At 62.6% G+C, this 19,729-nt stretch carries 26 protein-coding genes; all 26 read right to left on the reverse strand.

Going from position 1 to position 19,729, the window contains the following annotated elements:
- The 26 genes from RLN94_RS21290 to RLN94_RS21415 all read right to left on the reverse strand — a co-directional run bounded on the left by RLN94_RS21290 (position 1) and on the right by RLN94_RS21415 (position 19,728).
- Entirely contained in the window at positions 1 to 684 is a 684-nt protein-coding gene (locus RLN94_RS21290; protein ID WP_350158419.1) for an NlpC/P60 family protein, read from the reverse strand.
- Positions 685 to 706: 22 nt separating this feature from the next.
- Positions 707 to 985, reverse strand: a complete 279-nt coding sequence (locus tag RLN94_RS21295; RefSeq protein ID WP_350158418.1) for a hypothetical protein — start codon at positions 983 to 985, stop codon at positions 707 to 709.
- Complete coding sequence (locus RLN94_RS21300; protein ID WP_350158417.1) at positions 982 to 1,296, reverse strand: hypothetical protein; 315 nt, start codon at positions 1,294 to 1,296, stop codon at positions 982 to 984. Before RLN94_RS21300 ends, RLN94_RS21295 begins: the two co-directional genes overlap by 4 nt.
- Positions 1,297 to 1,370: 74 nt before the next feature.
- Positions 1,371 to 1,688, reverse strand: coding sequence for a hypothetical protein (locus RLN94_RS21305; RefSeq protein WP_350158416.1), 318 nt, complete (start codon positions 1,686 to 1,688; stop codon positions 1,371 to 1,373).
- Positions 1,685 to 2,698, reverse strand: a complete 1,014-nt coding sequence (locus RLN94_RS21310) for a hypothetical protein (RefSeq protein ID WP_350169570.1) — start codon at positions 2,696 to 2,698, stop codon at positions 1,685 to 1,687. Before RLN94_RS21310 ends, RLN94_RS21305 begins: the two co-directional genes overlap by 4 nt.
- Before the next feature lie 304 nt (positions 2,699 to 3,002).
- Positions 3,003 to 3,521: a hypothetical protein gene (locus tag RLN94_RS21315; RefSeq protein WP_350169572.1), complete on the reverse strand. Its 519-nt coding sequence runs from the start codon at positions 3,519 to 3,521 to the stop codon at positions 3,003 to 3,005.
- Positions 3,521 to 4,429 (reverse strand): glycine-rich domain-containing protein, encoded by a 909-nt coding sequence (locus RLN94_RS21320; RefSeq protein WP_350158413.1) that lies wholly within the window; start codon positions 4,427 to 4,429, stop codon positions 3,521 to 3,523. Before RLN94_RS21320 ends, RLN94_RS21315 begins: the two co-directional genes overlap by 1 nt.
- A gap of 35 nt (positions 4,430 to 4,464) precedes the next feature.
- Positions 4,465 to 4,896 (reverse strand): phage tail fiber protein, encoded by a 432-nt coding sequence (locus RLN94_RS21325; RefSeq protein WP_350158412.1) that lies wholly within the window; start codon positions 4,894 to 4,896, stop codon positions 4,465 to 4,467.
- Between the two features lie 73 nt (positions 4,897 to 4,969).
- The gene (locus RLN94_RS21330; protein WP_350158411.1) at positions 4,970 to 5,338 is read right to left on the reverse strand and encodes a tail fiber assembly protein; all 369 of its coding nucleotides are present in this window, start codon (positions 5,336 to 5,338) and stop codon (positions 4,970 to 4,972) included.
- Positions 5,335 to 8,199, reverse strand: a complete 2,865-nt coding sequence (locus tag RLN94_RS21335; RefSeq protein WP_350158410.1) for a phage tail protein — start codon at positions 8,197 to 8,199, stop codon at positions 5,335 to 5,337. The genes RLN94_RS21330 and RLN94_RS21335 overlap by 4 nt, the downstream gene beginning before the upstream one ends.
- Positions 8,196 to 8,573, reverse strand: coding sequence for a DUF6950 family protein (locus tag RLN94_RS21340; RefSeq protein ID WP_350158409.1), 378 nt, complete (start codon positions 8,571 to 8,573; stop codon positions 8,196 to 8,198). The genes RLN94_RS21335 and RLN94_RS21340 overlap by 4 nt, the downstream gene beginning before the upstream one ends.
- On the reverse strand, positions 8,573 to 9,238 hold the full coding sequence (locus RLN94_RS21345) for a hypothetical protein (RefSeq protein ID WP_350158408.1): 666 nt from the start codon (positions 9,236 to 9,238) through the stop codon (positions 8,573 to 8,575). The genes RLN94_RS21340 and RLN94_RS21345 overlap by 1 nt, the downstream gene beginning before the upstream one ends.
- A 3-nt stretch (positions 9,239 to 9,241) precedes the next feature.
- Positions 9,242 to 9,898: a hypothetical protein gene (locus tag RLN94_RS21350; protein WP_350158407.1), complete on the reverse strand. Its 657-nt coding sequence runs from the start codon at positions 9,896 to 9,898 to the stop codon at positions 9,242 to 9,244.
- Positions 9,899 to 10,082: 184 nt separating this feature from the next.
- Positions 10,083 to 12,386, reverse strand: coding sequence for a phage tail tape measure protein (locus RLN94_RS21355; protein WP_350169575.1), 2,304 nt, complete (start codon positions 12,384 to 12,386; stop codon positions 10,083 to 10,085).
- Complete coding sequence (locus RLN94_RS21360; RefSeq protein ID WP_350158405.1) at positions 12,386 to 12,922, reverse strand: gene transfer agent family protein; 537 nt, start codon at positions 12,920 to 12,922, stop codon at positions 12,386 to 12,388. The genes RLN94_RS21355 and RLN94_RS21360 overlap by 1 nt, the downstream gene beginning before the upstream one ends.
- Positions 12,922 to 13,365 carry a phage tail tube protein gene (locus tag RLN94_RS21365; protein ID WP_350158404.1) on the reverse strand — a complete coding sequence of 148 codons (444 nt, stop codon included), beginning with the start codon at positions 13,363 to 13,365 and terminating at the stop codon, positions 12,922 to 12,924. The genes RLN94_RS21360 and RLN94_RS21365 overlap by 1 nt, the downstream gene beginning before the upstream one ends.
- Before the next feature lie 3 nt (positions 13,366 to 13,368).
- Complete coding sequence (locus tag RLN94_RS21370; RefSeq protein ID WP_350158403.1) at positions 13,369 to 13,542, reverse strand: hypothetical protein; 174 nt, start codon at positions 13,540 to 13,542, stop codon at positions 13,369 to 13,371.
- A gap of 88 nt (positions 13,543 to 13,630) precedes the next feature.
- Positions 13,631 to 14,059 (reverse strand): hypothetical protein, encoded by a 429-nt coding sequence (locus RLN94_RS21375; protein ID WP_350158402.1) that lies wholly within the window; start codon positions 14,057 to 14,059, stop codon positions 13,631 to 13,633.
- A gap of 2 nt (positions 14,060 to 14,061) precedes the next feature.
- Positions 14,062 to 14,472 (reverse strand): DUF3168 domain-containing protein, encoded by a 411-nt coding sequence (locus RLN94_RS21380; RefSeq protein ID WP_350158401.1) that lies wholly within the window; start codon positions 14,470 to 14,472, stop codon positions 14,062 to 14,064.
- Positions 14,469 to 14,807: a head-tail adaptor protein gene (locus RLN94_RS21385; protein ID WP_350158400.1), complete on the reverse strand. Its 339-nt coding sequence runs from the start codon at positions 14,805 to 14,807 to the stop codon at positions 14,469 to 14,471. The genes RLN94_RS21380 and RLN94_RS21385 overlap by 4 nt, the downstream gene beginning before the upstream one ends.
- Positions 14,807 to 15,385 (reverse strand): head-tail connector protein, encoded by a 579-nt coding sequence (locus RLN94_RS21390; RefSeq protein ID WP_350158399.1) that lies wholly within the window; start codon positions 15,383 to 15,385, stop codon positions 14,807 to 14,809. Before RLN94_RS21390 ends, RLN94_RS21385 begins: the two co-directional genes overlap by 1 nt.
- A gap of 3 nt (positions 15,386 to 15,388) precedes the next feature.
- Positions 15,389 to 15,667, reverse strand: coding sequence for a hypothetical protein (locus tag RLN94_RS21395; protein WP_350158398.1), 279 nt, complete (start codon positions 15,665 to 15,667; stop codon positions 15,389 to 15,391).
- Positions 15,664 to 16,125 carry a hypothetical protein gene (locus tag RLN94_RS21400; protein ID WP_350158397.1) on the reverse strand — a complete coding sequence of 154 codons (462 nt, stop codon included), beginning with the start codon at positions 16,123 to 16,125 and terminating at the stop codon, positions 15,664 to 15,666. Before RLN94_RS21400 ends, RLN94_RS21395 begins: the two co-directional genes overlap by 4 nt.
- A 56-nt stretch (positions 16,126 to 16,181) precedes the next feature.
- Positions 16,182 to 17,498: a phage major capsid protein gene (locus RLN94_RS21405; RefSeq protein WP_350158396.1), complete on the reverse strand. Its 1,317-nt coding sequence runs from the start codon at positions 17,496 to 17,498 to the stop codon at positions 16,182 to 16,184.
- 2 nt (positions 17,499 to 17,500) lie between these two features.
- On the reverse strand, positions 17,501 to 18,448 hold the full coding sequence (locus tag RLN94_RS21410; RefSeq protein ID WP_350158395.1) for a S49 family peptidase: 948 nt from the start codon (positions 18,446 to 18,448) through the stop codon (positions 17,501 to 17,503).
- Positions 18,449 to 18,450: 2 nt separating this feature from the next.
- Positions 18,451 to 19,728 (reverse strand): phage portal protein, encoded by a 1,278-nt coding sequence (locus RLN94_RS21415; protein ID WP_350158394.1) that lies wholly within the window; start codon positions 19,726 to 19,728, stop codon positions 18,451 to 18,453.
- Position 19,729 lies beyond the last annotated feature (1 nt).

Genomic DNA, 19,729 nt, shown 5'->3' on the forward strand with positions numbered 1-19,729 from the left:
TCAGGCCTCGTTCGTGGTGATGGCGGTGCCGTCGGGCGACAGGCGAATGCGCTTGCCGCTCACCGCGTGATTGACCGGCCAGCGCGCGCCGAGACGGCGGGACTTACTGACTCTCGTCACGGAAACCCGATTTTTTTGGTTCCCCCCTAGAACATGGTAGTGCGTGTCGTCCTCGCCCCAATAAAATCCCACGTGGCCCTTCCATCCCGACTTCGAGCCGCGCCAGAACACGAGGCAAGCGCCGAGCTGCGGATCGACCGCATAGCCGAAGCTCATCCAGTTCCGGGCGCCGAGGGGATTGCTGGGCAGACCGATGGTCACGTCCCAGAGGCGATAGGCAGTGGCGACGAACGCGCCGCACCACGGCACGTCGCGCGGGTCGATCCAGGAGACAGACTTGTCGAACCAGCTGCGCAGCTGGCTGGTATTGCGCGCCTCATGCAGCCCCATGACAGACCGCGCAGCATCGAGCCAGGGCAATCCGGTATCGAGGTTGCGCTCCGGCTGAACATCGAACAGCGCCTGTTTCGTCAGCGGGCCGAGATACGGCCGGGCGCGCAGGCCGATGCTCTGCTTGAAGCGGACAATGGCGGCGTCGGTCTTTGGTCCGCGCACACCGTCGATAGGCCCCGGATTGAATCCGAGATCCCGAAGCCGTCGCTGGACGGCCCTCCAATCTGTCATAGCGTTGTTCCTTGGAAAGAGCTCAGCGATCGCCGAGCTTGTAGCGTCGGACGATCACGAGCACGAAGGTCATGGTCATGACCGTCTTGGTGATGACGACGAGCCACGGCACGACGGGCCGCAGATCAACGCCGACGTTGCGTACCAGCATCGTGAAGAGAACAGAGAAGCCGACCAAGGCATAGCAGCCGGCAATGCTCCGCCCCGGCGGCTCGCACCGGGCGTAAAGGTGAGCAAGCCACCAGCATACGATGGACAGGGCTATAGACGTCACATTGCTCGCGACCAACAGCCAGTTCATTTGTGATCTCCTTTGAAGAGGAACTTCCGAACACCCCGCGTGGCGGCGATCCCGCCCTCGCCCATGATGAACCCGGCGGCGAGATAGGCCCACGTGCCGCCGCCGGTGATCTCGTGCAGGACGTGACCGACAAGCCCGCCGAGAAAGACCGCGCTGAACGCGCCGGCCAGACCTTCAAGAACGCGCCTGCGCCAGCTGGCCTCGGGCGCGAACACCGCCCGGACATAAGCCCCAGCGGCACCAGACAGCAGAAGGGCGCTGACCTGCTCGGGCATGTTTCCGAACAGGTCTCGAAAGTATTGAAGTAGCATTGCGCCCCTTTCCGTTCCCGCTCAATGGGTCACGCCGCCCAACAAGGGCTGACGCATCGTGTTCGTGGTATTGGTTACTCGGGCGCCTCGAAGCTTTCCTCGACGATCACTTTGTGGTCGTAGGACTGGTGGTCACCGTCGAGAGTGAGCGCCGGCTGCACCGTCCACAGACCCGCCGTGAAGCCCTCATACCGGACCCGCTGGACGCCGTTTTCAGCGTCGTGCACCTCCGTCGTCAAACTCGCCGTGGTGCCGTCGGCCTTCCGGGCGATAGCCGTGACCGTGCCATCCGTGATGTCCTTGGCCGTGCCGTCTGGGTTTTTCCACGGAAAGGCCACGTTGAATTCGTTGTCGGTTTTCATCGTGATCGGCGGCAGGTTCGCGCAGGTCATGCCGTTTCCTTCCATGTCAGATCGAAGCTGTAGGTTTCCCAGGTCAGGGGGTATTCAGGGGCCCGCCAGGTCAGATCGAAGCTGTAGGCGAACTCGACGATGTCGACCTCTTCGTAGACGCCGTTGACCGACGCCGCGCCCGCCGCAGCACCGACGGTCGGAGTGATCGCTGCGCCATCCCCGGCCGCGATCGCGAGCCCTTGCGCATTCCCGACCGAAACCACCGTGGCCGTCGCAATGCCCTCGACATCCGCCGATCCATTGGCGGCACCGTCCGCTGTCAGGACAGCAGCATACGCCGAAACACCGTCGACGGCCGTCGCGCCACCGGCGGCGCCTTCCGCCGATACGACTTTCGCAGACGCCCCGGTGACAGTGCTGCCGCCCGCCGAGAGGCCATCGCTGACGAGGATCGCCACGCCGACACCGGATACCGTGGACGTACCCGTCGCCACACCGACGGCCGTGCCGCCGCCCGCAACGCCAGAGACGACCGACGTGCCCGCCGCGTTGCCGACAGCTGATGCGATGGCAACCCCGACGCCCTCCACGGTCGACTGCCCCGACGAGACACCGTCAGAGGCGAAGACCGTGGTGCCCACGCCGTCCGCAGTGGACGATCCCGACGCGGCACCGTCCGACTCGTGAAGCGCCACGCCTGCGCCGTCGACCGATCCGGTTCCGTCGGCCGACCCGGCGGACACGGCAATCGCGTCAGCTACCCCCGAAACCTCCGCAGCGCCAAGAGACGCGCCCACAGCCGCCCAGGCAGCAAGCCCCGCCCCATCAACCGACGCGGCGCCCGCGGACGACCCGACAGCCGGTATGACAGCGCCACCCGCGCCCGAAACGCTGCCCTGACCAGCCGCCGCGCCCTCGGACACCGTGATTGCGGCACCAATGCCGGAGACGGTGACAACCCCCGATGCCACGCCGTCGCTGATCGACAGCGAGATCCCGGCGCCATCCGTGGTCGCGGTCCCAGCCGCGCTCCCGATTGATGTGGCCAAGGCCACGCCGACACCGCTTGCCGAGCCGGAACCTTGAGCCGCCCCTTGCGCAGCGAATGTGGCAACCCCGACGCCCGAAGCTGTCGACGACCCGGCGGCCGAGCCGGAGGACGGAAGAACAGACGCACCCGCGCCCACAACCGCAGCCACACCCGCTGCGGCAGCGGTCGCCACAAGGATGGCGGCAGCCGCGCCCGTGACACTCGACGACGCTGACGACGAACCAGTCGCCTCGACGACTATGCCATCATCTGCGCTCGCTGCCAGTGGCGTGGTGGCCAGGGGTGATGCGCCGAGGATCATGTCAGAGGCCGAACGCCGCGTTCACGTCAATGGCGTCGAGATCGGCAAGCGTGGTGGCGGCTTCGATCTGAGCATCGAGCGAGCGGCGTACCGCCGTGACCTGCTTGTAGACCGTGAGGTATTCTTGCCGCTTAGTAATAATCAAGTTTGCCATCTCATTCGCGGTCTCGCCCGTGGGGGCGCGCAAGGCGTCAATCAGGTCGTTCTGCCCTCCTGCCAGCACCTCCTGCGCGGCCTGTACCTGTTCGCCCCATCCTTCGCGCTCCTCGGCGGGGTATTGCTTGGAGATTGGGCGCATGGCGCGGGAATAGGCTTGCTTGGTGGCCTCGTAGAGGCGGGCCTGCTGGTCCGCGAAGTCGCGCGGGGGTGGTGGTGGCGCTGCAATAGTTGTGCCGTCGTAGGACCAACCAATGCTCACACCTTTCGGGGCCTCGACCCACCCTTGTTCAGCGGCAAAATTGGCGTCAGAAGTTACGACATTGACCACCTGACCGTCTTCTATTTGAGCGTATTTAGCCATTAACCGAATTCCTCAAAGAGAACGAACCCATCACCGCCATCACCGCCAGTGCCATTGGACGCCCCGTTAAAGGCCCCATGTCCGCCCGATCCAAAAAATGACGCCAGCGCACTACCTCCGGTCGTTGCGCCCTTCCTTGCGCCACCAAACGGACCAGATGCCCCATTACCCCCAAGGCCATTCCCCCCAGCACCGCCAAGTGACCCTGAGAGTCCAGGGCGGATATCAGCCTCAGAAGAGGCGCCGCCACCTGCGCCGGGTGAAGAAGATGTTGAACCGCTTCGTGCACCACCGCCCCCGCCGAAAGCGCGTGCTAATATCGTCCCGCCATTGTCAACTTGCGAGGTTCCACCGGCGCTACCAGCCCCCGCTCCCGTTCCACCGCCGCCGCCAGATCCTATAGTTACTGACAAGCTGGAAATCCCACTTAGATCGAAATAGTCTACCGCGATCCCACCGCCCCCGCCGCCCGCAGACCCAAACGTATCATTCGCCACGAAGCCGCCCCCGCCGCCGCCTGCACCTACGCACGTGATCTTGACGTACTTTGCCCACGAGCTTGGCGTGTATGTTCCAGATGACTCGAACAACTGGATGCCAATTCGGCCACTTGGAACATCCCCCGCCGCCAAACCAATGAACACCTGGGCATCACCGGACAAGCTGATCGCACTGTCGGCATTGCTGCTCTCCAAGACTGAGCGAGTGAGCGTGGTTCCGGACGCGGTATAGGTGCCCTCCCCGATTTCCCAGTTGTCGCCATCCTCGATGACATAACGCACCACGTCGCTGTCAGACACACCGGCGGCAGCGAAGGTCTGATAGCCGTCCACCGCCGAGCCGAGCGTGATAGTGCCCGTGCCCGTGGTGGCGGTGGTCATTTTTGCGCGGTTGAATAGCAGAGCCATGGTCTACTCCCAGATGGGCGGGGCCGAAGCCCCGATCAGTCTTCGGTAATCGTGGTGTCAGTGGAGATCCGCGGGATCACGCCATCGGCCATTTCGACATTTGGCGTCATCGTGCCCGAGTAGAGCACCTTGCCGGTGCCGCTGGCATCCGTCCCGACAGCGAAGTGGGTGATCGTGCCGGTGTCGCCGGATTCACCTTGCGCAAAGTCGATGTTCGCTGCGGGCGAGACGCTGTTGCCGCTCACTGTCCATCCGGTATTGTCCCGGCTGACCGCGACCCGCGCGTAGTTGGTGTAGGCCACCTCACTCGTCGTCTGGTTGCCAGCCTCGCCGGGGTCCGCCGTGTGCAGCGAAACGTAGAGATCAGTCAGCGGCGACGTGCCGGCGTCGTCGGCGATGTTGGCGATGGCATCGCCGTTAAAGATCAGCGACAGCAAATCATTTTCGAATACGTTGCCCTTGGACATGATGACGTCTCCTTTTCAGACAGGCAAAAGAGGCCCCAAAATTGGAGCCGGTTGGATCGCCGGGATTGGCGGGTTACTTGTCGGGGCGTTTGGGCCAGACCGGGTTGAACGGATCGCCCTTGGTCATGTCGCGCAGTGCTTGCCGGTAGGCCTGCCATTCGGCGCGATCTCTGCCGGGCACATCCGGCATTTGCGTCCAGTCGCTGTGTTTGAGCAGCCGGTTCCTGATGATGCGAATTTCGCGCAAGGCCTCTTCGCGGGTCTTTTCGGCGTCGACCAGCTGGCCGTCTTCAACGCGCTTGCCCTCGATCGTGTCGAACTCGCCTTCGAGATACGCCTCGCCATCCTTGATGCGGGCCCTGGCGCGGATCAACGCGGTCCGCGATCCAGAATGCAGACGTAGCGGCATTCCGTCCGACACGCGGTAGATCAGGATGCTCATCGCTTGCCCACCAGTGTCAGCATGGTTCCGGACGAGAGCGTGACCTCGGAGGCGTCCACGGCTGTGGCCTTGAGCTCGATGTCATACGTGCCTGCGACCTTGCTCCGCGATCCGGATAGCGCCATTGCGCCGGGCTCATCCGTCGCGATAGACGCAACCACCACGCCGTCGATGTAGAGCTTGCCGGTGACCGTCGTCTGCGTTGTAAACTCCAAGTTGCAGGTCGCCGTCACATTGACCGGGAACGCCTCGCCGCTGGACCCGGTGTTGACCTCGGCGACGACCGCCTCATCATCGACCACCAGCTCTTCGACGCCATCCGACGCAGCCGTGAAGGACGCGAAAGTCACCGACGACATGAACAGCACGCTCTCCGGCGCCAGCTGCCCGGTCTCGATACCCGTATCCAGCCGGAAATCCGCAAGGTACGACAGCCCCGCCCCGCCCGAGCATTCGAAGACCGGCTTGCAGAAGGCCGCTTGTTCAGGCGGCGCGCTTGTAGCCTGCCAGAGCTTCCACCAGCCCGTGCCAGCAACCGGCGCGAGGTTGGGAACTTCCTCGTCGTCCGTCTCATCGTCCGGGTCGGAGAGCTGCACCCCGTCCTCGTCGTACCAGCGCAGGACCATACGCACGAGCCCGCCGTTGCCGGGCGTGGGGTTGGCGTAGGTCGACCCATCCCCCGCCGCGTGGCGGAAGCTGTAGCTGACCGCGCGCCCCGGCTCGACAGGGACCAGCCCATCCCAGATCAGGCGGCTATATTCAAACGTGTAGGGATCGCTGCCGAGATCCAGCTCCACGACCCGGAGCGTAGGCGCGTATTTCAGGGCGTCCTCGTCGGAGGCCGCGTCACGCTCAACCACCGAGAATACCGCCGCGTCACCGTCGCCCGATCCGTCATATTCTTCCTTGGTCCAGCCGGTGAAGTCGCCGGAGACAAAACGCCCGTTCCAGAGGCCGCGGTTGTCCGGGAGGAAGTCGACCACGACATCAGTCTCTTCCGTCCATTCGCCCGCCGCATCCCACACAGAAATTGCCCGGACCCGGAAGTCATACGTCGTCGGGAAGAGATCGGGCACGACGAAATCGCCAAGCTCCGCAAGGCCGAGCGGGAGATAGTCGGAGTCGGCCGACTTCTTGTACTGGATTTCGATGTAGCGGATCTCGTCCTCCGCCTGCGCCACCGACGTGTTCAGCACGACGGCGGTCTGCGCCTCGTTGCGATAGAACACGACCGCCTCTGTGGCCGTGAGAACGACGGTTTCGATGGTTCTGTCATCCGCGCCGGTGTTATCGTCCGGATCTGCGACATCGTCACCCGACGACCAGTCGGTGTCATTCGCATCGCGCTCGCGCAGCGTCACGAACTGCAGGAGGGTGCTGAGCCGGTCTTCGACCTCCACGACCTCGAACAGCTTGTTCGTGTACCCGTTCCGCTCGCTGGTCCAGCTGATCGTGTCGAGCGGTTCCAGTGCGGCGTAGCTGGGCGGCAGGACCATGCGGTGCGTCAGAAAGCGCCTGTTGTCATTGATGTAGCTGTTCAGCAGATGCTGCGCCTGGCTCTTGTTCGTCACCGCAGGCAGGCCGATGTCCAGGGTCAGCCGGCGGCCGCCGTCATCCTCTTCCCACTCTTCATTGTAAATCGCATCGGCGCTGCGGCCCTGGTAGACATCGTTCGGCTCGATATAGGTGCCGGTGATGGCATTGTTCGTTTGAGCCAGGCCGGGGAACGGGTTCATGTCCGACGGCTGGGTGATGATCAGATCGCCGTCGGTGAGGGACATGACAGGCGCGGCGGGCGCACCGACGCGCGGCCGGAACACCCCGCCGAATTCACTGATCTGGGCGAAGCATGCCTTGTTCATCTCCTTGATGATCTCAACAGGCTCCACGCTCACGTCGATTTCGAAGCCAGCCTGGTATTTCGGGCGACCGCCAATCGTCTCGTCGCATTCGTTCATCGCCGCGAACCACGAATCCAGCGGCAGGTCTTCCTCGGGAACCTGCCCGCCATAAATATCTCCGGTCGGCAACGTGATGCCCCGGAAGATATTGTAGTTGATCACCATCGGGTTGCGCGTGAACTCCCATGTGTCAGGATCGTTCCAGCGGTGCGACCCCGAGCCACCAGACTGCGTGCTGTCCTTGCGCGGGTCATATAGGCGGATGCCATCGACCTCGAAGCGGACCGATGGAAACCCGGAATAGACGTTGGGATCGAACAGAAATTCCAGGACGGCATAGGCCGTGCCATGCAGGATATGATCTTCCGACCATGGCCGTTTGGAGCGCCCGCTATAGGCCCCGACAAGCTTGAAATGCGCCGTGGTCTGTGTGCCGTCCCGAAACCACAGATACCCGTTCGGATTGCCGCCGACATCGACGCCAAGATCGACCATTTTGTATAGGTCGTCCGGGTTTTCGGGGTCGTTCGGTTCGAGATCGGTCCACTGACCATCGATGCAGATCCGGCCCGTCAGCCCCTCGACGGGGATGTTGGAAACCTCCAAGACATAGGTCAGGATACGATTCTGGTCGTGACGCGAATACGCTGGCGCGACGGCGTGGCCCTCGACAGCATAGCGTCCGACGACGAACTTCTGCGGCGTGGTGTCCCCTGCCGTGGTCTGCTCGGTCTGGATACCCCGCTGCTTGACCTTCGGTTTTTCCGCGAGCAGCTGCGCGGCAAGGGTGAGCGCGATCCCGATGATCGCGTTCGTCAGGAATGTTGCAATGGCCGTGGCGACCGTGCTCGCGATCCCAACACCTGTGAAGAAGGTAATGAACGCCGAGGTGATCGGATCAGCGCTCGCCGGATTGGGCGCGATCAGACACGCCACGAGGATCGCGATGAACAAAATCATACCCGGAACGCCCTCTCTGCGCGCAGCAATGAAACGCTGGTCAGCCCATCTACGTGGAGGGCAAACACCCGGTCACTGCTCACGATCCCAAGGGCCTGCTGCTCCACGACAGCAAGATCGCCGGTGCGGGCCATCGCGACCGGGATCTCTTCGAGCAGCTGTGCGGCCATGTCGACGTGATCGGCATAGCCCGCTTGGGCCAGCATGGCCTTGCCGTCTTCCAGCGTCCTGTAGCCCTGCCAGGGCAGGCTGTGATCCTGCCCCGTCACCAGCGCCACCCAGCCCGCCGCGAACAGCGCACAATCGTGCTCGCCCGGCCGGAACCGCTTGGCGCGGGCCGACTCGATGTACTTGTGCAGCAATCCAGCACGCATCAGCCTTCGTCCTTCTGGTCGATCGAAAAGAGCGGGTTCGTCCCAGACGCCTTGCCGCGCAGATTCCACTTGCCCCAGAAAACCGTCACCACCCCCGATATCGAGGCGTACTCCCGGCCCCGATCGTCCGGGTCGATAGCTCGCTGGGCGGCGTCGGACTTCTTGATTGAGAGACCGCGCGTCAGGGCGCGGGATGCGGACGCGACGGTGATCGCCATCGTGGCCGTCTCGCCTTCTGCGGGCCGAGGGACGGGCATTTCTTCGATTGTCCCCTTGAGCACCCGGGTCGGTTCCGACACGAGCGCATTCGTTTCGACATTGAACAGCGCCCGGTGCACCTCGACCGGCGCCAGCCGGGTGTCGTAGGTCAAGATCAGATCCTGCACCTCCGCCGGGATGCTCGACAGCGCCAGGCGGTGCATGCGGACCTGCAATCCTACGCTGGCGGTGATCGGGTCCATGCTGAGCAGCTGTCCCGCGCCGAGATAGGTCCGGGTCTCACCGCCGATCGTGAACTGACGCGATCCGATGCCATTCCAGAAGCCGATGGATTCCTCGGTAACGGGCGAGGATTTCGTCTTGGCCGTGATCCAGACCAGATGTCGGGCCCGTACCGACCCGACGTCCGCGATGTAGTTGTCGACGGCGGTGGAGTAATCGCGCATGGCTCAGTCCAGTGTTTGAACGAAATCGAAGGAGGCGCCGGGCATGACCTTGGCCCGGCCGCCGCCGTATTGCGGGTTCGGCACCAGCACCGCCTTGATGACGGGCTTGACCAGCGTCACCGCGTCATTGACCGCGACGCCAGGTTGAATGAACGGCGCAACTTCAAAGGTGCCGGTTACGCCTGAACCGTTTGCCGTCGCCCCGCTGACAAGCCGGTGCAGCGCGTAGCGCGTGGGGCTGCTACCATAGGTCCACCCGATCAGGTCGCCGGCCGTCAGGACGTACCCGGCAGGCAGGCCCTTGAGCGACATGTCCCGGTTGTTACTTCCGAGCGAGGCCACCTGAGGTGAATATCCACTGATCAACGAACCATCAGGATCGGAATGCGGATAGCATTTTCGCGGATCGTATAGCAGGAATGATGACCCTGCCCGATCAAGCAAGGACAGCTTGGCCTCAATCGCAAACGGATTTGACGCAAAGGTCTGCGATTTGATCTGGATCGAGCCCCGCCAGATCGCCTCACCGAGCGACGCTGTCAGGATCGTCCCGCTTGCCGTGCGATCGATCTGGCGCGGTTCGGACGGAGCCATCTGCGCAACCTGAATCCGCAGGCCGTCGAAGAAATCCGCCAAGCTGAGAGGGAAGGACAGCGCCATCAGCCGCGCCTCCCGAAATCGCTTCGAGCCCGATCGAGCTGGCGCCGAAACTTGGCGGCGGCGTCATAGTTTCGGATACCATGACCTACCTTTCGGATCTGTCGACGATTAGTCACGAAACACACCAAAGCAGCACCACAGCCGCCCGCGACGAACGCGACAGCAATAAGCATGAGAACTTCCATCAGCCGCGCCTCGTCGGGTCATCGGTGATGCGCTTGACGCTGTTGGGCAACTGCCCGCGGTCGTACTCCTCAAGGCCGGTCCTCATCACCTTTACCGCGATGCCTTGAATGCGGCCCTCCTGCTGGACGTTGAAACCTTCCGGAGCCTCAACACGCAGAACAATCTCGCCCCTGGGCCCACCATCAGACTGCACCCCAAGCTTGCCGTTGGCCGTCCTGGTGAGCGGCATGATTGCCTCCGGCCCGGACTCACCCATAACCCCGACATTCCGCCCCGCCATCGGGAAGGCAGTCGGCGTGGACACGACACCGCCGGTCGCGAAAGGTACGACACGCCCGCCACTTATAGCGTTGCCCTTGGCGTTGAAGATGCTACTGACAAAACCGCCCAACAGGCCGCCCCCGGAATCGCTGAACAGGCCGCTGAGCGCCGCTTCCAGGGCAAGGTCTGCCAGCCTCGATATCAACCGGCCGATCGCCTCTTCGGCGCTTGCCGTGCCCGTGATGAAGTCGGCAAACGCACTCCGAGCGGCGTCCCGGAATTCCTCTTGGATGTCTTGTGCCTCTTCCATCCGTTCGCGGATCACGTCCACACCATTGGCGGCCTCAACGTACTGTGCCGCCAACGCCTCGATCTGGGCAATCATCTCCGGTGTCAGCTCCACACCAGCCTGCTGAGCTTCGTACAGCAGCTCTGCCTTCTTGGCGGCGTAGTCCATCGCATCGCCGACGTTCCGCCCGCTCTGCGCCACTGCGGCCAGCGCTATGGCCTCCTGTTCCAGCGCGGCAATATCGGCCCGTGTCTTCTCGATCTCCCTCTGGAAGCCGTCGAGGCTTTGCGAACCGGCGCTGGCCGTGCTGTCGGGCACGCCGAAGCTCGCGTCGACGCCCGGTAGCCGCGGCCGCAGTGAGGTCTTCGGCGCATACGGGTTCGGCGGTCGGTTGTTCGGCCTGCCATTGCGCGGGCCGTACTCGATGCCGGTTTCGGTATCGCCCTCGGGCAGGTTGTCGCGAAGCGCCGCGGCGTTCTCTGCGGCGGTCTTCAGCGCCTGCGCAATTCCACCACTGGCCCCGATGACATTGCCGAACCGCTGGGCATCCACATCACTCAGGCCCTGCACGAGGTCTTCGGCTTCCTCCACGAGGTCGGCCACGGCGCCCTCAAAGTCTCCTGCGCTGGTCTCGCCACGCTGGAATGCCTGCATCTGAACGTCGATGTCCTGCAGGATCGCCGCCAGTTCATGGGCTTCTTCAACGTCGGCCACATCCATGAGCCTGATACCATCTGGACCGGTTGCGGCGTTGATGGCGCGGAACAGCTCTTTATAGGTTTCCACAAGATCTTCGGCGTTGTCCTTCTGATCCTCGGTCACCGCCGCCGCGTCTTTCATCGCGCGGTAATTTTCCTCACCCATCATCGCAATCGCACGCTCGGCCGATCCGAAGATGTCGTCAACGTCGAAGCTGAACGCGTCCTCCAAGGCACCCGCGAGGCTGACCACAACTTGCTTTGACAGGTTCGCAACCCGTGTCTGGACCTCTGCGAACTTGCGATCCAGTTCGGCAGCCTTCTCCACGGCCTCTTCGTCAATCACGATCCCGAGCTCGTTGGCCCGCGCCGTGAGCTGCCGGATGCCCCGTTCACCCTGGTCGAGCAATTCCACGAACCGCTCGCCCGCCGTGCCGCCGAACACCTCGTCGGCCACGCGGATCTGCGCGGCGCTGTCGAGACCTTCCATCCGGCCAATCATGTCCGCGAAGAGCTCTTCCGGTTCTTCGAGCCGGCGCTTCAGGTCGCTGGCCCCATATCCCAGCCGCTTGAACGCCTCGGCCGCCGGGCCCTGGCCCGTGACGATGAACTCATCGGCGCGAAGCTGCAGTTCCTTCAGCCCGTCAACCAGGGCGTCGACCTCGATCCGGTTCTGTTCCCCGACGAACTTCAGTTCCTGGAACGCTTCGACGCTCAGCCCGGCCCGCTCGGCTTGCCGTCCCAGCTCGGCCATACTCCGGACCGCTTGCGTAGACCCGCGCGTAATGGCTGCCATGCCGGCCGCAATGGTGGCTGCCGCGAATGCTTTGCCGACCGAACCGATCCTTGTCGAGGTAGTCGCAAGGGCCCTGTTTATCCGCTGCGCCGCGCGCTCCGTGTTTGCAGCCATCGCACGGTTACTCCGATAGAACTGCCGCTCAGTCGAGGTGGCGGTCTCCCGGCCGACTTTTCGCGCCTTTTCCATCTGCTTCTCAAACTTGGCTAGCGAAGCCTCCATGCGGAGAACCAATGCGGTTTCAGCATCTTGTGCCATTATTTGAGCGCCTCCGGCTCGTACTTCGCGAGGATGGCTTCAAACTCCTCCTCCGTCGGCGGCTCCGCCTTGCGGGGCGCGCTAGCGTTGTAGCCCTTAATCAGGTTCAGGAAATCTGCGTATCTGGTTGCGCGCAACTCGTTCGGCGACATGTGGAATTCTCGGCATATCTGCGAGATTTCCGAAAACACAAGCGGCTGAGGAACATGCTCGGAACCACTTCCGTTGGTCGGTTCAACGCCCACCATTAAGGCGACAAGTATGTCCCCGGCGACTCCTGCGTTATGAATATAAGGCGTTCGCTGAAAGTGGGTTTCCATCAGCTGTTTTGCCTCGATCATGTTCATACCGCCACCGATCAAAGCGATCCGAATGGTGTGATACAGGTCGTTGGTTCTAAAATTCCCCGAACTGACACGCTTAAAGATCGCGCCAATGGCCTCCTTGCCGCACGCCTCTTCGAGGTCGAACACATCACCCAGGGTGAGCCGGAAAAGACGTTCTTTCCCGGCCCATTCGGCAATAACCTCAGCCATTAGATGGCGTCCGTCCAGACGCGCTGACCGGCACCAGAGATATTGGCCGTGAAAGTCACTTTGCCGCCATTCTCTTTCCCGAGCTCCAAGCTCTCGAGATACGCTGGCAGCGTCCAATCACCGCCGTTGTTGGCCGCACTTTCATCGAGAAAAATCTTGATGTTCTTCTCTGAACCGCTATCAGCCCATGCACGCCATGTCGGCCACGCCGCGGTCGACACCATTCCGGCGATCGTGCAGCTCGTATCCTGGCTTTCCAGGTGCCGCACGATAGCCGCTGGCACATCCAACGGATCATCACAGTCGAGAACCACGTTCTCGCCGAGGTTGTTAGTCAACGTGACACCGAAAGTGTTGGCTCCGCAGGTATGGGCGAAAACCTCCGGATCTTCACCGTCACCCAACTGAATGACCAGCCGCGTGGTCTGATTTCCCGTTCCCATAGCTCATTGCTCCTTTTCGCTGGACGGTTTCTGTTCAACAACAGTTTCGGCCACGTCTCGTTTGACCAGCGCGTTCCCGGTTGCCTTTGGCACCGAATATTCACGGTCCGCCTTGAACGACTGCGTGATGGCCGAGCTGATGCGATGGTTGGCATCCTTTTTCATTCTGACCTTCATGGAGAGCTCCTGTTCCGAATTCACATCATCGCCGCAGAGTTCGACACAGCGACTGCAGTGGCGATGGATCATGCATATTGCGTGGACGCTAAAGTCGCTTGATTGCCTTGTTGACGTTCCTAGTAAGGCGCGATTTACCCCGCCGCCTTCGTGCTCTGTAGATCGGATAAAAGAACGGCTGTGCAGTTATGGCGCCGGTACTCTTGCCACTCTTCTGCTGGCGTTCGGATGTGCCAAACTCAAACCACCCGGCGTTGAAGCCGGACCCCGGCTTAGCCCGCGCCCAAACTGTAATTGCAACACCGAGGCTAGTTTTGGCAGACTTTGCCACCGCCACAGAGCCCTTCGGCGGCTTGCCCCACGTCCAGCCGACCTCGATGTCATCGAGAGGCTTCACACGGTTCATCTCCGCGACGAGCTCCTTCGCGTTCTGCTCCAGCGTATCCGTCACCGCCTCGCGCACTGCCTTTGGTATGGCCTTCCAGCGCCGCTCGAACCGTGCGAGCCCCTGTACCAACTTTAAACCTCTTCCACTGCCGTCGTGACCTGCACCACACCATGACCTGTGATGCCGTCCGGATCTCTGAACACCCGCACAAATTCGACCTGCATTCGGATGAGTGCGTTCGTCGCCAAGACAAGCTCAGCGTCGTGCAGCGCCGCCTTCACCGCTTTGACCAGGACCCGACATGACCGGAGACGGCCGTGGTCATGAGTCCAACAATCGAGCTGGAACGTCTCTTCACCGGCGGTCAAGCACTCTAGGTTCTCCGGAACATAGTCGCTTGGCCCAAATGTGATGTCCGGGAAGGTCCGACGTTCGACCGGCGGCGCCGTGTCATACACCCGGTTGCCAACAATGGCGCCAACCGCCGCGTCTGCTCGAAGCGTCGCCTCGATCAGATCCTGCAGCTCTTCCGAAGCACTCATGCAGCCACCCCGCTCTCGCAGGTGATTTCAAGCCATTTGCCATCGTCAGTCGGAACCGGTGGCGCCGTCACCGCATACTCACGGTTGCGGTTGAGATCCTGAAGCTTCCAGTCCGTCGTGACATTCTCGGCCTCGGACGGCAGGCGAACTGTGATTACGGCCGGCTGACGGCCGGAAAGGCGCGCCGCCTGGACTGTTTCGCCGCCGCGCAGGTATCGGATGGCGGCCCAGCATTCAAATGCACCTTTGTTCCACCCAACACGCAAACCGCCCTCGTCATACGTAGGCTCATCGAAGCACACGCGGTGTTTTAGGTTTCCCGCCCGCATCGCCATCAGAGCATCACCCTCCAACGAGACAAGAGCGCACTCACCGCCATCGGTACGTCGGAAACAGCCTCACCCACCACTAGAGGCTGCCGATGCTCATGCCAGTGCGCGACCAGCATGTAGATGGCCGTTTTCAAGCTCTTCGGTACGTCCGCTGCGCCACCGAACCCGGCGGTGATCGCGATCTTCACCGGATAAAGCCCCGAACCGAGCTGCGGCAAGCTTGCGCCCTCGGTCATGACCAGGTGTGTCGGCTGTGACACCCCCGACTGGACGAGATCGAAGTTTGCAGCATTAAGCGATTGCTCGACGCCATTCGTGTCGATGTATGTGATCGACACCGACTGCACCGGTTCAATCGGCAACCTCACGCAATGTGGCCAAGCTGCGAGCTCAAAGAGCCATTCTTGCGAAATGATCGCGCGCCCAAGCATGCCCGCCGGACCATCCAGGTAGTCTGTTGCCGAAGCAAGAAACCCTTGGATCAGGCCATCCTCAAGGTGCCCGTCGACCCGGCAATGCATCCTTGCGGTTGCCAGGTCGACGGGGAGTTCTTGAGGCTCTGAAGTGCGCGTCAGGCGCATGCTTTAGCCCTTCTTGCTCGACGATCGGGTGGTTTTCTGCTTCTTGCTCGGCGCTTCTGCAGGCCCCTTCACAAGATGCACGCCTTCCGCCAATTGTTCGCCTGCGCCCGCGATTTCTACCGCGCCTGCATCAGGCGTTTCAGATACCGGCTCGGCACGCTTGGCGTTCGGATCGACAGCGACACCGCTGGAGATCAGAACCTTTGCCGTCGCATCGTCGAACCCGGCAGTTTCGCCGGGCTGATACATGCGATGCGACCGCAGGAACTTCACCACCTTCATTGCGGCAGCCGATCCGCGCCACCAAGCACAAGCACCGACGACAGGGCTGCCGTATCGGTGTCGGCGGCACTGAGGTCCGGGGTGAACTTGCCACGGACGTAGCGGCCAGCGCCCATCAAAGCGACGTCGACCTGCACGGTGCCGGTGACCGTACCGCCGCCGCTCGGGCCAGTTGCAACCACTGCGGAGGCGGTCGTGTTCAGCGTCGCGGCGTCGCCCAGGTCATCTTCATTGCCGCTCTCGATCTCGGTAGAAACCGACAGGGTCTCCCCTTCGGCGAGCGTTGCCGAGAACGGGATCGCGAGTACGCCGGATTGAGGCATGCCATGTTCGGCACGGTCGATGATCGCGCCGACGACCTCGGTGTCGTCACCCGAGCCGCCGGCAGTTGCAGCAACGTTGGCCGAGGCGCGGAGCACCGAAATCAGTGCCCCGATGTTGCGAAGTTGCGTAGTCATGATGGGTCTCCTTTGATCAGACCAGGAAAGGACGGGCCCGAACCGGGCCCGTTGGTTCAGCTACCGGGCGCCCAGGTCACGCCGGTCAGGATCGAGACGGCTGGCAGATGGCGCAGGCCAATGTCGTGCTGCATGATCATGCGCATCAGTGTTTCATCGCGCGAGAATGCAGCCTGCATCTGTCCGTTGGCGTCCTTGTAGGCCGCCTCAGTCGACATCGCGAGCTGGATGCCCATGTGCTCGCCGACCAGAATATGGCCGGGATGCGCGAGCATGATCTCGGATTCGTCGCCGCCACTTCCGAGGTTGTCGGGGATCTCGGTGGTTACGTGCACCGGCTTCATGCGAAGCTGGCCGCTGGCCATCTCGGGATAGACCTTGTTCCCGTTTCCGTCGCGAAGGTTGGTCAGGTACATCGCGGTGCGCGGCGACATGATCCAGTGCGCACCGGTCACCACCACGTTGTTGTTTGCAAGTGCCAGCTCAAGGCGGCCGAGATCGTTGTCGACCCTCTGAAGGTCCGGGCTCGCCGTCATGGGCAGCACATGGGTCGACACATAGGCCGTGCCTTGGTGCTGGTAGCGGAGGCCTTTCGGGGCGTATTCCGTGCCGCCGCCGCGCAGGAAGTAGCGATCCTGAATCTGCGCACCGTCCGCAACGGCATCGTCGCGGATCATGCGATCCACCGCGGTCGAGCTGGTGCGAAGAAGATCATTCGAGATCGGAATGATCCCGGTCAGCTTCTTCGCCGAAAGCTTGACCTGGCCGAAGGTGTAGCCCGTGGCAGGTGCATCCTGCTGCTCGCCGGTATAGGCGAAGTTCGCGCCGGACGCGCGCCGGTTGGTGGTCATGTTCCCGTTGGGCATCGGAACAATGCGCGGCCCCATCGACGTCACGACGCTGGCCGGACGCAGCAGTTCGATCACCTCTTGCGAAACATCCTCCGGAACAAGGAAACCACCGGCAGTGCCGTTGGACATGTTCTGGTTGGCAAAGAGCGCGCTGTCGCCATTGGCTTCAGCGATTTGTTGCGCGACGTAGCCGTTGCCACCGGCCGCAGCGATCGTGCGCACCATTCGTGCAAACGTCAGCCCCGGCTCTTTCGGCTGCGCGGGCGCGGGTTCACCCTGACCCTGCGCGGGCGGCGTGACACCGGGCAGAGGCTGTGCCGGCGTGGCGGCGGAGGCCCGGCGGCGTTCCAGGTCTTCGAGACGGGCGAGTTCGGCCGCAACCTTGTCGTCGTCCGCCTTCAGCTCTTCGAACTTGGCGGTCTGCTCCTCCGTCCATTCCTCATCTCCGATGGAGGCAATCAGCTCATCCATCTCATCATGAATGCCCGCGCGGCGGGCTTTCAGCTCCAGGATCTTATCCATGTTCAGCTCCTCGTTGCGGCGCGCCGCCGCGTCTCGATTTCAGCAGTCGCCCGCGCACGACGGCCTGCCTGGTTTGACCGGGTGCGCCCGGATCCTTGAGAAAGCACGCCTTCAAGCGTGCCGATGCGATCTGCCATGCCGGCCTCGACGGCCCGCGCCGCGCCCAGCATTCCGCCTTGGCCGAAATCAGCCCGAACGCGCGCCGCCGAAACCCCACGGCCTGCGGCGACATCTGTAATGAACTCTGCCTCGACGGCATCGATGTCCTTCTGGATCGCTGCCCGGCCCTCTTCGGTCGAAGGATCTGGCCGCTTGTTCGGCGCCGAGCTTGAAACGATCTCGTAAGACCGGCGACCGTTGGCATCTGCGGCCTCCTGCCGTGAGAGCGACGCCACGATGCCGATCGAACCGACGGCGGCCGATCGATCCATAACGATCTCGCTCGCCTGAGAGGCTAGCCAGTAAGCCGCGGAGGCGCAGTTTCCGGTCACAAAGGCCAGCAGCGGCTTCTTCGAGGCGCGCAGGCCTTCTGCAGCCTCGCCCAAACCAGATACGACACCCCCCGGGCTGTCGACCAGCAACACGTGCCGCTCGACATCGGCCGAATCTTCCGCAACGCGGAAATCCCGCATGAATGCATCCAGCGACGTGCCGTCCGCCGAGGCACTGATCATCGAGGCGCGCGGAAAGATTGGACCCAGGAGCGGCACGACAGACGCGCCGTTCCGTACCGTGCTCATCCCAGCGCCTTCCAGGCGCGTGCCGACGGCCGCGACAGCTGAGTAGCTGGCCGCGATGCTTTCGATATGACCATCGCCAGCTACGCGCTTGAGCACATCCTCATCGAGTGCCCGTGTGACGATGGCCTCGATCGCATCCAGGTAGTCGGGCATGATGGCCCAGGGCTGCGACCGAACGGCCGCCGCCAGGGCGTTCAGTTCGTTTTTCATGGTTACTCTCCGCTTGTGTCCGATCCGGACGGAACCGCCGGTCGTTCACCGGCGATACCCATGTTGGATGGGCGCCAGTATTCCGTGCCGGCATCGCCATCGATGTCGGGCAGGTTTTCCCGAGCACGGATCTCATTGGCATTGGCCGCGCCCATCTGGCGCTCAAGCCAGTAGGCCTCCATCCGGCTCTTGATGTCGCCTTTCACGAGTGCATCGGTGACATGCTCGAAGTAGAAACCCTCAGACGCAAAGGCCTTGGTCGCGGCCTGTGCGACGCGAGCGTAGTGCGGGCCGAGGTGGAAGATCACGAACTCGAGCGATTGCTGCTCGATATTCGAGAATGTTGCCCGCGACAGATCGAAGATCAGATGCGGCGGCACACCCCAGATCCGGGCCAGGTCAACGACCTGGAACTGCCGAGTTTCGAGGAACTGGCTGTCCTTCATGTTGTGCGACAGGAACTCGGCCTTGAGATCCTGATCGAGCACTGCCGTATTCGACCCTTCAGGCCCGGCATAAAGGTTGGTCCAATCTTCCCGGATCCGCCGCTTGTCGTCGGGGCCGACTTTCTCCTTGGTAGTCAGCACGGTCGAGGGCCGACCGCCCTTGTTCCAGAAACGCGCCGCGTGATCTGCCGTCGCGATCGAGCCGCCTATGGCGTCGCGCGCATACTGAATCGGGTTCAACCCGTTGATCCCGTTGCGACTGAACCCTGGAATATGCAGGATGTCCCGAGACGGAAACCGTTCATGGGTCGCATCAGGCAGGGTCGCATCAAAAAAGACGGTCGTTCCCTCGGCGCGATCAAAATAGCTCACCGGCAGGACATGGCCTGGTTGAAGGCGCGTCAACGCCACCGGTTCACCTCGCACGTTCCGGCTGATGTAGGCGAAAAAATCCCCGGAGAGGCAGAGATCCGCCATCATAAGCTCGAAGAAAGCGAATGGTGTCTGGTGTGTATTGGGCCCGATCCGGAATAGCCGCGAAGCGGGACTGCCCTCTACGTCAAGGCGGCCCTTTTTGGTCTTTTGGTACAGGTGGAGAGGCGTCATGGCGAAGACGCCTGTCAGGATGCGCAAGGCTTGCAGCGTGGCAGGAATGGAAAGCGTCGAGGTTTCAGTCACACGCACGCCGGATTTCGCCGGTCCGCCAGCGGTCACGAACCCCTTCCATTGGCTTTCCCTGGCCGCGCCTTCGCCCGAGGCGGTGATCGGCGGCTCTTCGCGCGGCGAAACCGCGACCTCCGAGCTCGAAGAGCGGAAAAGGTTCATCAGACCCATC

The organism is Roseovarius sp., from assembly GCF_040223625.1.
In the GTDB taxonomy this organism is placed as follows: Bacteria; Pseudomonadota; Alphaproteobacteria; order Rhodobacterales; family Rhodobacteraceae; genus Roseovarius.

What these genes read in the sequence shown, in the direction of transcription:
- RLN94_RS21290 (WP_350158419.1), bottom strand. Translation starts at nt 684, where the DNA reads ATGACAGATTGGAGGGCCGTCCAGCGACGGCTTCGGGATCTCGGATTC.
- RLN94_RS21295 (WP_350158418.1), bottom strand. Translation starts at nt 985, where the DNA reads ATGAACTGGCTGTTGGTCGCGAGCAATGTGACGTCTATAGCCCTGTCC.
- RLN94_RS21300 (WP_350158417.1), bottom strand. Translation starts at nt 1,296, where the DNA reads ATGCTACTTCAATACTTTCGAGACCTGTTCGGAAACATGCCCGAGCAG.
- RLN94_RS21305 (WP_350158416.1), bottom strand. Translation starts at nt 1,688, where the DNA reads ATGACCTGCGCGAACCTGCCGCCGATCACGATGAAAACCGACAACGAA.
- RLN94_RS21315 (WP_350169572.1), bottom strand. Translation starts at nt 3,521, where the DNA reads ATGGCTAAATACGCTCAAATAGAAGACGGTCAGGTGGTCAATGTCGTA.
- RLN94_RS21320 (WP_350158413.1), bottom strand. Translation starts at nt 4,429, where the DNA reads ATGGCTCTGCTATTCAACCGCGCAAAAATGACCACCGCCACCACGGGC.
- RLN94_RS21325 (WP_350158412.1), bottom strand. Translation starts at nt 4,896, where the DNA reads ATGTCCAAGGGCAACGTATTCGAAAATGATTTGCTGTCGCTGATCTTT.
- RLN94_RS21330 (WP_350158411.1), bottom strand. Translation starts at nt 5,338, where the DNA reads ATGAGCATCCTGATCTACCGCGTGTCGGACGGAATGCCGCTACGTCTG.
- RLN94_RS21335 (WP_350158410.1), bottom strand. Translation starts at nt 8,199, where the DNA reads ATGATTTTGTTCATCGCGATCCTCGTGGCGTGTCTGATCGCGCCCAAT.
- RLN94_RS21340 (WP_350158409.1), bottom strand. Translation starts at nt 8,573, where the DNA reads ATGCGTGCTGGATTGCTGCACAAGTACATCGAGTCGGCCCGCGCCAAG.
- RLN94_RS21345 (WP_350158408.1), bottom strand. Translation starts at nt 9,238, where the DNA reads ATGCGCGATTACTCCACCGCCGTCGACAACTACATCGCGGACGTCGGG.
- RLN94_RS21350 (WP_350158407.1), bottom strand. Translation starts at nt 9,898, where the DNA reads ATGGCGCTGTCCTTCCCTCTCAGCTTGGCGGATTTCTTCGACGGCCTG.
- RLN94_RS21355 (WP_350169575.1), bottom strand. Translation starts at nt 12,386, where the DNA reads ATGGCACAAGATGCTGAAACCGCATTGGTTCTCCGCATGGAGGCTTCG.
- RLN94_RS21360 (WP_350158405.1), bottom strand. Translation starts at nt 12,922, where the DNA reads ATGGCTGAGGTTATTGCCGAATGGGCCGGGAAAGAACGTCTTTTCCGG.
- RLN94_RS21365 (WP_350158404.1), bottom strand. Translation starts at nt 13,365, where the DNA reads ATGGGAACGGGAAATCAGACCACGCGGCTGGTCATTCAGTTGGGTGAC.
- RLN94_RS21370 (WP_350158403.1), bottom strand. Translation starts at nt 13,542, where the DNA reads ATGAAGGTCAGAATGAAAAAGGATGCCAACCATCGCATCAGCTCGGCC.
- RLN94_RS21380 (WP_350158401.1), bottom strand. Translation starts at nt 14,472, where the DNA reads ATGAGTGCTTCGGAAGAGCTGCAGGATCTGATCGAGGCGACGCTTCGA.
- RLN94_RS21385 (WP_350158400.1), bottom strand. Translation starts at nt 14,807, where the DNA reads ATGGCGATGCGGGCGGGAAACCTAAAACACCGCGTGTGCTTCGATGAG.
- RLN94_RS21390 (WP_350158399.1), bottom strand. Translation starts at nt 15,385, where the DNA reads ATGCGCCTGACGCGCACTTCAGAGCCTCAAGAACTCCCCGTCGACCTG.
- RLN94_RS21395 (WP_350158398.1), bottom strand. Translation starts at nt 15,667, where the DNA reads ATGAAGGTGGTGAAGTTCCTGCGGTCGCATCGCATGTATCAGCCCGGC.
- RLN94_RS21400 (WP_350158397.1), bottom strand. Translation starts at nt 16,125, where the DNA reads ATGACTACGCAACTTCGCAACATCGGGGCACTGATTTCGGTGCTCCGC.
- RLN94_RS21405 (WP_350158396.1), bottom strand. Translation starts at nt 17,498, where the DNA reads ATGGATAAGATCCTGGAGCTGAAAGCCCGCCGCGCGGGCATTCATGAT.
- RLN94_RS21410 (WP_350158395.1), bottom strand. Translation starts at nt 18,448, where the DNA reads ATGAAAAACGAACTGAACGCCCTGGCGGCGGCCGTTCGGTCGCAGCCC.
- RLN94_RS21415 (WP_350158394.1), bottom strand. Translation starts at nt 19,728, where the DNA reads ATGGGTCTGATGAACCTTTTCCGCTCTTCGAGCTCGGAGGTCGCGGTT.